Raw genomic sequence first — 12,534 nt, 5'->3', positions numbered from 1 at the left:
GCCGAGCTCCGTGGCCGCCGGTAGGCCCCTGGGCAAAATAAAGGAGGAGGCCGCCACGCGGCCGGGGGACATTTGCGCCAGGGGCCTGCCGGCGGCTACGGAGCCCTTCGGATCGCGGCACGCCCGAGCGAAGACACCACCAGATCCACATTGCCCCTGGACCGGGGAGAAGACAAAAAAAAGGGCGAGGCCATCAAGCCCCGCCCTCTCAATACCACCGGAAATCGAATCAGCCCAGGCGCGCGCAGTACATCGACTGCGCCGGCAGTACCAGCGTGCCGTTGTCGGCCTGGCCCACGTCCGGGCCCGGTACGTGCATCGGCTGCCAGCTGCCGGCGGGCAGCGCCACGTGCGCGGTGTCGGCCGCCAGATTGAAGGCCAGCAGCAGCGTCTCCCCCGCATGGCGGCGCTCGAACATCAGCACCGGCTCGGCCGTTTGCAGGAAGACGATGTCGCCCACCAGCAGCGTCGGCATCGTCCTGCGCCATGCCAGGAACTGGCGGAACGCGTTCAACACCGAGTGCGGGTCGTGTTCCTGCACCGCCACCGCTGCGGCGCGGTGCTCGGCCGGAATCGGCAGCCACGGCTCACCGCTGGTGAACCCTGCCAACGGCGCATCGATCCACGGCATCGGCGTGCGGCAGCCGTCGCGGCCCTTGAAGTTCGGCCAGAAGGTGATGCCGTAGGGATCCTGCAGCGCCTCGAACGGCACGTCCGCCTCGCCCAGGCCCAGCTCCTCGCCCTGGTACAGGCAGATCGAGCCACGCAGCGAACACAGCAGCGCCACCAGCATCCGCGCCAGCCGCGGCTGGGCCGGATGGCCGCCCCAGCGGGTCACCGCACGCTCCACGTCGTGGTTGGAGATCGCCCAGCACGGCCAGCCTTCGGTCATCGTCGCTTCCAGCCGCGACACGGTGTCGCGGATGTAGCCGGCGCTGAAATCCTTCACCAGCAGCTCGAAGCTGTAGCCCATGTGCAGGCGGCCCGGCGCGGTGTACTCGGCGGTGGTGGCCAGCGAGTCCTCGGCGGAGATCTCGCCCAGGCTCACGGTGCCCGGGTACTCGTCCAGCAGCCCGCGCAGGCGCTCGATGAAGCCGATGTTCTCCGGCTGGGTGTTGTTGTAGTAGTGGTACTGGTAGGCGTACGGATTGTCCGCGCTGAAGCCACGGCCCACGCGCTTTTCCAGCGGCTTGGCCGGGTTGTCACGCAGCTGCGCGTCGTGGAAGCAGAAGTTGATCGAGTCCAGGCGGAACCCGTCCACGCCCCGGTCCAGCCAGAAGCGCACGTAGTCCAGCGTGGCCTGCTGCACCGCCGGGTTATGGAAATCCAGGTCCGGCTGGTCGGCCAGGAAGTTGTGCAGGAAGTACTGTTCCCGGCGCGGTTCCCATTGCCAGGCCACCCCGCCGAAGATTGACATCCAGTTGTTGGGCGGCGTGCCGTCCTCGCGCGGGTCGGCCCACACGTACCAGTCCGCCTTCGGATTGGTGCGGTCCTGGCGGCTCTCGCGGAACCAGGCGTGGTCGATCGAAGTGTGGCTGAACACCTGGTCGATCATCACCTTCAGGCCCAGCGCATGCGCCTTGGCCAGCAGCCGGTCGAAATCGGCCAGCGTGCCAAACAGCGGGTCCACGTCGCGATGGTCGGCGATGTCGTAGCCGAAATCGGCCATCGGCGAGGTGAAGAACGGCGACACCCAGATGGCGTCCACGCCCAGCGCGGCCACGTACTCCAGCCGGTCGATGATGCCGGGCAGGTCACCGACCCCGTCGCCGTTGGCGTCGAGGAAACTGCGCGGGTAGATCTGGTAGATGACGGCACCGCGCCACCATGGAGTCTGCGACATCGAGGGCCCCCCTCCGGGCTTCCATGCACCCGCCGAACGGGGTGCCAAAACGAACCCGACAAGCTTAGCCCTGCACCTTCAGCGATGGCGCTGCATGCATACGTATTCACGTCATACGCGCCGATGGCGCCCTCCGGGCCGACCTGTGGGACCACCGGGCGCCGGGGTCATGGTCAGGTGCCGCCGGCCCCTCCGGCGGGCCGGATGACCGCCCGCGCGCCGGGCAGCGGGCCGCGGCCGGCCTTCGCGGGCGAAACACGACGGCACCGCCTATAATTAAGGTCAAGCCTGAAAGTCAGACCGCATGACCATCACCGAAGACACCCGCCCCGCGCTGGGCCTGCCCCAGATCCAGACGCTCGCCGCGACCGACATGGCCGCCGTCGATGCGCTGATTCGCCGCCGACTGTCCTCGGATGTCGTGCTGATCAACCAGATCGCCGACCACATCATCTCCGCCGGCGGCAAGCGCCTGCGGCCGATGCTGGTCATGCTGGCCGGCCACGCGGTGGGCCAGGCCGGCCCGGAACACCACCAGCTGGCGGCGATCATCGAGTTCATCCACACCTCGACCCTGCTGCACGACGACGTGGTGGACGAATCCAACCTGCGCCGCGGCCGCAGTACCGCCAATGCCCTGTGGGGCAACGCGCCGAGCGTGCTGGTGGGCGACTTCCTGTACTCGCGCAGCTTCCAGCTGATGGTCGAACTGGACCGCATGCCGGTCATGCGGATCCTGGCCGACACCACCAACCGCATCGCCGAAGGCGAGGTGCTGCAGCTGCTGCACGTGCATAACCCCGATACCGACGAAGCGGCCTACCTGCGGGTGATCGAGCGCAAGACCGCCGTGCTGTTCGCGGCCGGCACCCGCCTGGGCGCGCTGGCCAGCGGGGTCGATGAGGCCACCCAGCAGGCGCTGTACGACTACGGCATGGCGCTGGGGTATGCCTTCCAGATTGCCGATGACGTGCTGGACTACTCGGCCAACGCCGACGAGCTGGGCAAGAACCTCGGCGACGACCTGGCCGAGGGCAAGGCGACGCTGCCGCTGATCCACGCCATGGCGCATACCGACGCGACCACCCGCGAGCGCCTGCGCGCGATCGTGCAGACCGGCGACGCCGACGCCATGCCGGAAGTGCTGGCCGCCATCCACGCCACTGGCGGCCTGGAATACAGCCGCGCCCGCGCCGTGGAATACGCCGATGCCGCCGAACGCGCGCTTGACGGCCTGGCCGACAACGACGCCGTTGCCGCCCTGCGCGGGCTGGCCCGTTACGCGGTGCAGCGTTCGCATTGACGGGGTGTGCTGGCTGACCGCCGGCACCGGCCCTCACCGGTAGAGCCGACCGTTGGTCGGCTGCCTTCCTCCCAACGCCGCGATACCCGATACATGCACCGCGCCATGCGCGGTGCAGCCGACCAACGGTCGGCTCTACCGGATTGTTCGTATCGGCACCCGAGGCAATCTGGGCCCACCCAGGTAGAGCCGACCGTTGGTCGGCTGCTCTCCCTCCCAACGCCGCGATACCTGACACATGCACCACGCTCCGCGCGGTGCAGCCGACCAACGGTCGGCTCTACCGGGTTGTTCGTATCGGCACCCGAGGCAATCTGGTCCCTCCCAGGTAGAGCCGACCGTTGGTCGGCTGCCCTCCCTCCCAGCGCCGCGATACCCGATACATGCACCGCGCGCTGCGCGGTGCAGCCGACCAACGGTCGGCTCTACCGCTTGCCTTTGCCGACCAACGGTCGGCTCTACCGGCGGCGCGTCTCGAAACGCTCGTCGAAGAATTCGTCGAGCGCCTTCCAGGCGCGTTTGGCGGCGCGTTCGTTGTACAGGCAGCCCGGCGGGCTGTTGGCGTCGGCTTCGGCGAAGCAATGCACCGCGCCGCTGTAGTTGGTGAACTCCCAGTCGACCTTGGCCGCGTTCATTTCCTGCTCGAAGCTGGCGATGTCGTCCTTGCTCACGCCCTTGTCGTCAGCGCCATTGAGCACCAGCACCGACGGATGGGGGCCACCGGCCTTGGCCGGCAACGGTGAGCCCAGCCCGCCGTGCAGGCTGACCACGCCGGCCAGCGGTGCGCCAGCCCGGGCCATTTCCAGCACGGTGGTGCCGCCGAAGCAGAAGCCGACCGCGCCGATCCGCGATGCATCCAGCGGCGCCTTGCCGGCCTGGGCCTTGAGCACGTCGATGGCCTTCAGCGCGCGCGCCCGCAGCACGGGGCGCTCGTTGCGCAGCTTGGTCGCCACCGGCCCCGCCTCGGCGTCGGTCTTCGGGCGCACGCCCTTGCCGTACACATCGGCCACCAGCACCACGTAGTCGTCGCCGGCCAACTGCTTGGCCTTGGCGATCGCCGAGTCGTTGACCCCCTTCCAGTTCGGCACCATCACCAGCCCGGGGCGCTTTTCGCTGTCACCGTCGTCGTAGACCAGCACGCCACTGAAGGTGGTGCCGTCCAGCTGCCACTCCACCGGCTGGGTCTTCATTGCCGCCATCGCCGGCAGCGCCACCATCCCCAACAGCACCGCCGCCCCCCACCGCCATTGCCTGACCATGCGCCTGCTCCTCCGGATAAGAACCCCGAGTGTAGGACGGCCAGGCGAACACCCCGTGTAGAGCGGGGCTCTGCCCCGCTGTGCACATCCCGTAGAGCGGGGCTCTGCCCCGCTGCCCTTCCGTACCACGCGGAATCCAAAGCAGCGGGGCAGAGCCCCGCTCTACGAAAATCTGTCACCCTTGTCGGCCGCTTCTGCACGGACGCTGTTCCATGACGCTTGTCGACCGCTTCCTCACCGGCCTGGTGCCCCGCCTGCCCGACGACGACGTCGCCATGTGGGCCTGGACCGAAGGTGCCAGCGCAGCCGACCTGCAGCGCCTGCGTGCCCGTTGGCCGCAGGTGCCCGACAGCCTGGTGGAACTGCTGGGCCGGATCGATGGCACGCATTACCGTGCCTACCCCGCCGGCGAAGTCTGCGTGCTGATGCTTGGCTCGGACGTCGGCCACTATCCGTACTACCTGCGGTCGGTCGAACAGATCTTCGAAGACACCGCCCAGTGGGACAGCTGGGGCGAGAGCATCCGCTCGATCTACGAGGAATGGCTGGAGGAAGACCCCGACATCCTCGGCGCCGGCATCGATGCCGACCTGCCGATGGGCCAGCGCCTGTGCTTTTCGCACTGCTGCAACAACGGGGGCACCTCGGTGCTGTACCTGGATTTCGATCCCGCGCCTGGCGGCACCGTGGGCCAAGTGGTGCGCTACCTGCATGATCCGGACAGCTATGCGGTGATCGCGCCGGGTTTCGATGCGTACCTGGAGCAGTTGATCGAGGGCGAGTACCTGTTCATGGCTGAGCAGGACGGGTGATGGGTTGAAGCCCGGTGGGATCGGGTGCACGCGTGGGGCGCGGGGTCGTTTGCCTTGGGGGACGCAGCCGACCAACGGTCGGCTCTACGAATGGCGATGAGAGCCGACCCATCGTCCGGTGCGGCAGCCGACCAACGGTCGGCTCTACCAACGGTGACGAAGGCCGATCCACCGTCCGGTTCGGAAGCCGACCAACGGTCGGCGCTACGCGATGCCGATGCCGGCGATGGCGGTGATGGCGTCCGGGTCGAACCCGGCCAGTTCGGCGAAATGGCGGCCGCGGGCGACGTAGTCGCGGTAGACGCCGTAGCTGGGCGCGCCCGGCGACATCAGGACCACCCCGCCCTGATCGCCCAGTGCGGTGCGGGCCAACTGCAGTGCTTCAGGCAGGTCGGCGGCGGCATGCAGCCCGAAGCGGCCGGCGTCGGCCAGCGGTTGCAGCAGCGCATGGATGCGCGGGCCGTTGGCGCCCAGGGTGATGATCTCCACCGGCGGCACGTCGTGGGCCATGTGCTGCACGAAGTCGTGCCAGTCCAGCCCGCGGTCATGGCCGCCCACCAGCAGCGCGATGCGCTGCCCGGCGAAACAGTCCAGCGCCGCCAGGCTGGCGTGCGGGGTGGTGCTGATCGAATCGTTGACGAAGGTCAGGCCATCGCGCGTGCCCAGGGTCTGCAGGCGGTTGGGCAGCGGGCGGAAGTCCTGCACGGCCGGTGCCAATGCCGCGGCATCCAGCCCCAGCGCCTCCAGCGCGGCCAGCACCGCGCACAGGTTGCCGCGGTTGTGCCGCCCGGGCAGTGGCGTGTTGGCGGTATCGAACACCGCGTGTTCGCCGCGATACACCACCTCGCCCCGCATGTGCCAGCCCTGCGGCTGGTTGAACCACACCACCTGGCTGTGCGGCAGCGACAACGCGGCCAGGTGCGGGTCGGCGGCATTGAGCACGGCGATGCGCGGCTGCGCCTCGGTGACCAGGCGCAGCTTGTCGGCGATGTAGCGCGCTTCGCTGCCGTGCCAGTCCAGGTGTTCGGGGAACAGGTTCAGCACGATCGCCACCTGCGGGTGCGCGCCACTGCGCGCGACCTCGCCGGTCTGGTAGCTGGACAACTCCACCGCCCAGTACTGCGGCGCCGGCTGCGGGTCCAGCACTTCCAGCAGCGGCAGGCCGATATTGCCCACCAGCGCGGTGCGTGCGCCGGACGCGCGCAGCAGGTGCGCCAGCAGCGAGGTGGTGGTGCTTTTGCCCTTGGTGCCGGTCACGCACACAGTGTCATGCACGGTGCCATCAGCCGCGGCGTGTTCGGCAAACCACAGCGAGGTGCCGCCGATGAACTGTGTGCCCGCCGCCGTCGCGTGCAGTGCCGCCTCGCCATACGGGCTGATGCCCGGCGATTTGATCACCACCTCGAACGCGGCCAAGGCCTCGCCGGTCACGTCCGAACGCACGGTCAACGCACCGGCGGTTTCCGCGCGTGCGGCAGCGGCCTCGGCGTCGGGGCAGAACAGGGTCAGCGTCAGCGATGGCAGCCGCTGACGCAGCACGCCGAAGGCAGCGCGCCCTTCCCGTCCCCAGCCCCACAACGCAACGCGCTTGCCCTCAAGCTGCGAAATTCGCACGCAGGCGCTCCCAGATCCGCGCCGGAATGCGGTGCTCGCCTTCCAGCACCAGCAAGGGCGCGATGCCCAGCTCGGCGCTGTCCAGCTGCGGCTGGATCTCACTGACGAAGCGCTTCACCAGCGCATCTTCGGCCCACTCCGGGCGTGCCGCCAGGGTGGCCATGGCCGCGCGCGATTCGCGGCCTTCGCCCACGCATTCGAACGGTTTGTGGTCCTGGAATTCCAGCAGCGCATCGAAGCCGCCGGCCTGTTCCGCATCGTCCAGCAGGTTGCGGCCGAAGATCGCCACCAGGCGGGTCTTGGGCATGAACGGGGCCAGCGCCAGGAACACGAAGTGGCACTTCGGGCAGACCCCGCACCAGCGGTTCACCGGGCGCTCGCCCAGGATGTGGAAGTTGCGGTTGCAGCTGGAGAAGTGCGCGTCGTAGAAGTCGCTCTTGGCGAACTGCCGCGCCACCGCCAGCTCCGACAGCGGGCGCAGCAGCGAGTAATAGTGCAGGTCGGCGGCCACGTGCTGCTCAAGGTATTCCCCGAACGCCTGCTCGAACGCCCAGCCCTTGGACCACTGGTGGTTCACCTCGCCGGTGCCGGGAATCTGGCTGCCATAGCTGGCCGAGCGCTCGTTGGAGAACACCACCTGGTCCACGCCCTGCAGCAGCGCCGCCAGCACCATGATCGCCGAGTTCACCGCGGTCACCGGGATGTGCCCGTTCCACGCGCCCTGGCGGTTCAGGTCGAACAGTTCCGGGGCCAGCGCGCGACCGATGTTCAAGGTGGGCAGGCCGGTACGCTCGGCGCAGGCGCGGATCAGCTGCGAACCGCCGATCCAGGTGACCGTTTCGGCAATGCCCAGCCCGCGCAGGGCCTCGATGCTGACCAGCGAATCCTTGCCGCCGCCAATGGCCACCAGCGCGTGTTCGCGCAGGCCCACCGCCGGGGCGCTGAACGCCTCGCCGTCCACCGGCAGGCGGAAGCGACCGCGCAGGTTCAGGCCGTTGCGGTAGGCGAACTCGCCCAGGCCGTTGAGGTAGATCTCCTCCACCAGCGCCGCGGTGGCCGCGTCGATGCTGTAGCTGTCGATGCGGACCTGTTCGGGCACGCCGGCCTTGTAGTAGCTCACGCCGGCAATCAGGTGCAGCAGGCGCAGGGCGCGCTGCACCGCCTCGGCACGCGCGCCGTCCAGCGCGAACGGTGCGCCGGGAATGGTGACCGTCTCGGTCAGCTCGGGGCCGTCGTCGAAGGCATAGACCAGCTGCGCCACGCCGGTATCCGCGGCGAACTCGCAGCGGACGAAGCGGAAAACGGCAACCTGGTGTTTATCGAAAGCAGTCATGGTGTATCCGGTTCAGAGGGCGGCCGTGCGTGTGCACGGCGCGTCTTCAAGGGTGGGCGGCAGGCGGCGGTCAAGGACCGTCATCGATGACGTCCTCGCGCGGCAGCTCGCGCTGGTTGTAGGTGTTGGCCATGACGTAACCGTAGGCACCGGCATCGGCGATCAGCATCACATCGTCCGGCGCGGTCGAGACCGGCAGCTTGCGGCGCTTGCCGAACACATCGCTGGACTCGCAGATCGGGCCGACCACGTCGAACGCAGCCTCGGCGTAGCCGCCGAGCCGGCTCAGGTTCTCGATGTCGTGCCAGGCGTCATACAGGGCCGGGCGCATCAGCGTGTTCATGCCCGCATCCAGGCCCACGCGGCGCACGCCGTCCTTTTCGATCACCTGGGTGGCCGTGGCCAGCAGCACGCCCGATTCGGCCACCAGGTAGCGGCCCGGTTCGATCGCCAGCCGGAACGCCGGGTGCACCGCCTTGACCTCGGCCAGGCCGACGGCCCAGGCGTCCAGGTCGAATGGTTCGTCGTCGGCGCTGTAGGGAATGGGCAGGCCACCGCCAATGTCGATGGTTTCCACGCTGCCGATGCGCCGCGCGAAACCGGCCAGCTCATCGCACATCAGGCGCCAGTGCTGCGCGGTTTCCACGCCACTGCCCAGGTGCGCATGCAGGCCCACCACGCGGGTGCCCAGCTCGGTGGCCAGGCGCACGAACTCGTCCACGCGGGCGATCGGCAGGCCGAACTTGGAGTCCTTGCCGCCGGTGCGGACCTTGGCGTGGTGGCCTTCGCCACGGCCCAGGTCCACGCGCAGCCACAGTTCGCGGTTGCGGAACAGGTCCGGCCAACGCTGCAGCGCCTCCACGTTGTCCACGGTCACGGTGACGCCCAGCGCGAACGCCGCGTCGTACTCGCTGCGCGGGGCGAAGCTGGGGGTGAACAGCACGCGCTTGGGCGACAGCGTGGGCAGCGTGTTGAACACGTGCTTGAGCTCGCCGTGCGACACGCACTCCAGGCCGAAGCCCTCCTGCTCCAGCACTTCCAGGATGGCCGGGTGCGAGTTGGCCTTGATCGCGTAGTAACGCTGGTCGATGGCCTTGATCGCGGTCAGCGCGCGCGCACGGGCGCGCACCGTGGGCAGGTTGTACACGTAGCGCGGCGTACCGGCCTGGGCGAGCGTCAGCAGGTGCGCGCGCTGGCCCCGCCACCAGGCGGTTTCGCGCGGGCGCACGGTGCCGGCGATCTCGCGCCAGCGCGGGCCGAACACTTCGCCTTCTTCCACCGGCATCGCGCCGCTGTCGATCAGCTCGGCGTGCAGGATCGGCAGCAGGCCGTCGGCGTCGGCTTCATCGATGACGAAGGTCAGGTTGAGGTCGTTGGACGACTGCGAAATCATGTGCACGCGCTCGCGCCCGAACGTGGCCCACACGTCCGACAGCTTGTGCAGCAGCGACCGCATGCCGCGCCCGACCAGGGTGATCGCCGCGCACGGCACGATGATCTTCACCTTGCAGATCTGCGACAGATCGGCCGACAGCGCGGCCAGCACGTCGGTGTTGACCAGGTTCTCGGACGGGTCAAGCGACACGGTGACGTTTGTTTCGGCCGAACCGATCAGGTCCACCGACAGCCCGTGCTTCTTGAACAGCCCGAACACGTCGGCGAGGAAGCCCACCTGCTGCCACATGCCGATGCCTTCCATGGACACCAGCACGATGCCGTTGCGGCGGCTGATCGCCTTCACCCCCGGCACCAGCGCGGCATTGCCGTCGATGCTGGTGCCCGGCAGTTCCGGGCGCTCGGTGTCCAGGATGGCCATCGGTACGCCGGCGTCACGGCACGGCTTGATCGAGCGCGGGTGCAGCACCTTGGCGCCGGTGGTGGCGATTTCCTGTGCTTCGTAATAGTCCAGCCGGGTCAGCAGGCGCGCATCGGGCACGTCGCGCGGATTGGCGCTGAACATGCCCGGCACGTCGGTCCAGATTTCCACGCGGCTGGCGCCCAGCAGCGCACCGAAGTACGCCGCCGAGGTGTCCGAGCCGCCGCGGCCGAGGATGGCGGTGCCGCCATCGGCGTGGCGCGAGATGAAGCCCTGGGTGATCAGCATGCGCGTGGGCTGGGCGCGGAAACGCGCGGCCCAGTCGGCATCGGCACGCCACTGGCAGTTCACCGACAACCGCTGCGACCAGTCGCTCTGGTTGGGCTGCGGCGGCAGCGCATCCAGCCACTGCCGCGCGTCCATCCAGCCGAAGTCCAGGCCGCTGGCATGCAGGTACGCCGCGCCCACGGTGGAGGACAGCAGCTCGCCCTGGCCCAGCACATCGGCCTGCCAGTCCAGCGGGCGGCTGGCCGCGCGCGGGTCATCGAGCAGTCCGGACAACCCGGCCAGGCGTTCATCCAGCGCGGTGGCGTCCAGCCCCAGCTCGCCCAGGAACTCGCGGTGGCGGGCCACCAGCGCGTCCACGCGGGCACGGCTGTCGGCGGCGCCGTCGGCAATGGCGGTCAGTTCGTTGGTGACCCCGGACAGCGCCGACACCACCACCAGCACGCGCGCGCCGGTCTCCTCCGCACGTTTTTTCGCCAGCTTCCCGATCGTGTCCCAGCGGTGACGACGCGACACGGAGGTGCCGCCGAACTTCAGTACGATCCAACGATCGACAAGGGGGAAGCTGACATGGAAGTAAAGAGGGTTTCGTAGTGAGGGGGGATTCGCCCGGCACACCGGCCGAACTCCCGATTCTATGCCAAGCCCGGCCCCGGCAGGGCCTGCGCGGCCACCTTGGGCGCCCCGAAACCGGGCCCGGGGCCGTCCCGGATTGGTAAGCTGCCCGACCGTTTCGCAGACCCTGACGCCATGACTTCCCGCCGTTTCCTGCAGTTGGACGTGTTTTCCCCTTACCCCGGCGCCGGCAACCCCCTGGCGGTGGTGCTGGACGCCGAAGGGCTGGACGAGGCGGCGATGCAGGCCATCGCGCGCTGGACCCGGCTGCCGGAGACCACCTTCGTGTTCGCACCGGAGGCGCCCGGCAGCAGCTACCGCCTGCGCATGTTCAGCCCGCAGAAGGAAGTCCCCTTCGCTGGCCACCCCAGCGTGGGCACCGCGCACGCGGTGCTGGAGGAAGCGGTGGCCGCGCCGGTGGACGGCGTGCTGCTCCAGGACGGCATTGCCGGCACGCTGCCCTTGCAGGTGGAGGGCACGGGCGCGGCCCGCACCATCGCCATCCGCACCCCGCGCGCCAGCGTGGCCGAGGTGGCGCAGCCGGGCGACCCGCGCCTGCAGGCCGCACTGGCCGGCTGGGCGCTGGGCGCATTGCCGCCGGCGCGCATGGCCGGTGGACGCAGTTGGTGGGTGGTGGAACTGCGCGATGAGGCCACCCTGCGTGCGCTGCGGCCCGACTGGGACGCAATTGCCGCACTGGCCGAAAGCACCGACAGCATGGGTGTGTTCGCCTATGCGCGCAGCACCGGCGAGTCGTGGGACCTGGCGGTGCGGGCGTTCGTCGGCAATGGTCGCCGCTTCGAGGACGCCGCCTCCGGGGCCGCCAACGCGGTGCTCGCCGCGTGGTTGGACACCCGCAATGCGCTGCCCGGCGAAGGGCGCCGCTACGTGGTGAGCCAGGGTCGCGAAGTGGGCCACGACGCGCGGCTCAGCCTGTATATCGATGCCGACGGGGATGTGTGGTCGGGCGGCCAGGTGCAGACCGTGATCCGCGGCACCCTGGACTGGTAGAACCAGCCGCGGCCTGCCCTACGGGTACCGCGGCCCTGCGGGTGCCGGCCATTGGCCGGCACCCCTGAAGCAGCCGTCGGGCGTTACGCCAGCTCGGCTTCCATGCTGATCGGCACTGCGCTCAGCGCCTTGGACACCGGGCAGTTCTGCTTGGCGTCATCGGCGATCGCCCGGAACTGGGTGGCGTCGATGTTGGGCACCACGGCCTTCACCTTCAAGGTGATCTGCGACAGCTGCGGGCCGCCTTCCATGGAAAGATCCACCTTGGCTTCGGTATCCAGCGAGGTCGGCACGAACCCGGCCTCGGTGAGCTTGGCCGACAGCGCCATGGTGAAGCAGCCGGCGTGCGCGGCGGCGATCAGTTCTTCGGGGTTGGTGCCCTTCTCATCGCCAAAGCGGCTGCTGAAGGCATACCGGGTCTTGTCCAGCAGGCCGCTCTGCGGCGTGCTCAATTGTCCCTTGCCTGTCTTGAGGTCACCTTCCCAGTGCGCGGTGGCATGACGCGAAATACCCATCGGTGTGTCTCCTGCGGATGAATGGCAGGTCCAGCATGGACGAGGCGGCGTTAGCACGGCGTCGGTCCGGCGGCCGCGCCCACGCCGGGCGCTGACCCAGGCCCCGTCGCCGCACCACACGGCAACAG

9 protein-coding genes are annotated in these 12,534 nt (G+C 69.1%); 3 read left to right on the top strand and 6 right to left on the bottom strand.

What is annotated here, in order from left to right:
• Window positions 1–229: 229 nt before the first annotated feature.
• Window positions 230–1,843: an alpha-glucosidase gene (locus ACZ0AE_RS05150; protein WP_038689869.1), complete on the bottom strand. Its 1,614-nt coding sequence runs from the start codon at window positions 1,841–1,843 to the stop codon at window positions 230–232.
• 304 nt (window positions 1,844–2,147) lie between these two features.
• On the opposite strand from ACZ0AE_RS05150, the gene ACZ0AE_RS05145 reads away from it, so the two are divergent.
• Window positions 2,148–3,146 (top strand): polyprenyl synthetase family protein, encoded by a 999-nt coding sequence (locus ACZ0AE_RS05145; RefSeq protein WP_463600530.1) that lies wholly within the window; start codon window positions 2,148–2,150, stop codon window positions 3,144–3,146.
• Window positions 3,147–3,604: 458 nt separating this feature from the next.
• Here ACZ0AE_RS05145 and ACZ0AE_RS05140 read toward each other — a convergent pair whose 3' ends face one another.
• The gene (locus ACZ0AE_RS05140; RefSeq protein ID WP_463600529.1) at window positions 3,605–4,405 is read right to left on the bottom strand and encodes a dienelactone hydrolase family protein; all 801 of its coding nucleotides are present in this window, start codon (window positions 4,403–4,405) and stop codon (window positions 3,605–3,607) included.
• A 212-nt stretch (window positions 4,406–4,617) separates the two neighbouring features.
• On the opposite strand from ACZ0AE_RS05140, the gene ACZ0AE_RS05135 reads away from it, so the two are divergent.
• The gene (locus ACZ0AE_RS05135) at window positions 4,618–5,217 is read left to right on the top strand and encodes an SMI1/KNR4 family protein (RefSeq protein ID WP_463600528.1); all 600 of its coding nucleotides are present in this window, start codon (window positions 4,618–4,620) and stop codon (window positions 5,215–5,217) included.
• A gap of 204 nt (window positions 5,218–5,421) precedes the next feature.
• Here ACZ0AE_RS05135 and murD read toward each other — a convergent pair whose 3' ends face one another.
• The 3 genes from murD to ACZ0AE_RS05120 all read right to left on the bottom strand — a co-directional run bounded on the left by murD (window position 5,422) and on the right by ACZ0AE_RS05120 (window position 10,883).
• Window positions 5,422–6,831 carry a UDP-N-acetylmuramoyl-L-alanine--D-glutamate ligase gene (murD, locus tag ACZ0AE_RS05130; protein WP_463600527.1) on the bottom strand — a complete coding sequence of 470 codons (1,410 nt, stop codon included), beginning with the start codon at window positions 6,829–6,831 and terminating at the stop codon, window positions 5,422–5,424.
• Window positions 6,812–8,164, bottom strand: coding sequence for a UDP-N-acetyl-alpha-D-muramoyl-L-alanyl-L-glutamate epimerase (murL, locus tag ACZ0AE_RS05125; RefSeq protein WP_447592382.1), 1,353 nt, complete (start codon window positions 8,162–8,164; stop codon window positions 6,812–6,814). The genes murD and murL overlap by 20 nt, the downstream gene beginning before the upstream one ends.
• Before the next feature lie 70 nt (window positions 8,165–8,234).
• The gene (locus ACZ0AE_RS05120) at window positions 8,235–10,883 is read right to left on the bottom strand and encodes a bifunctional aspartate kinase/diaminopimelate decarboxylase (protein WP_463600526.1); all 2,649 of its coding nucleotides are present in this window, start codon (window positions 10,881–10,883) and stop codon (window positions 8,235–8,237) included.
• Between the two features lie 132 nt (window positions 10,884–11,015).
• Here ACZ0AE_RS05120 and ACZ0AE_RS05115 point away from each other — a divergent pair, with 132 nt between their 5' ends.
• Complete coding sequence (locus ACZ0AE_RS05115; RefSeq protein ID WP_463600525.1) at window positions 11,016–11,891, top strand: PhzF family phenazine biosynthesis protein; 876 nt, start codon at window positions 11,016–11,018, stop codon at window positions 11,889–11,891.
• Window positions 11,892–11,974: 83 nt separating this feature from the next.
• Here ACZ0AE_RS05115 and ACZ0AE_RS05110 read toward each other — a convergent pair whose 3' ends face one another.
• Window positions 11,975–12,406 (bottom strand): OsmC family protein, encoded by a 432-nt coding sequence (locus ACZ0AE_RS05110; protein ID WP_038689884.1) that lies wholly within the window; start codon window positions 12,404–12,406, stop codon window positions 11,975–11,977.
• Between the last annotated feature and the right edge of the window lie 128 nt (window positions 12,407–12,534).

The organism is Stenotrophomonas sp. AC248 (assembly GCF_979258185.1).
The sequence above is the reverse complement of the archived record's forward strand: the minus strand, read 5'-3'. Positions and strand labels throughout refer to the sequence as shown.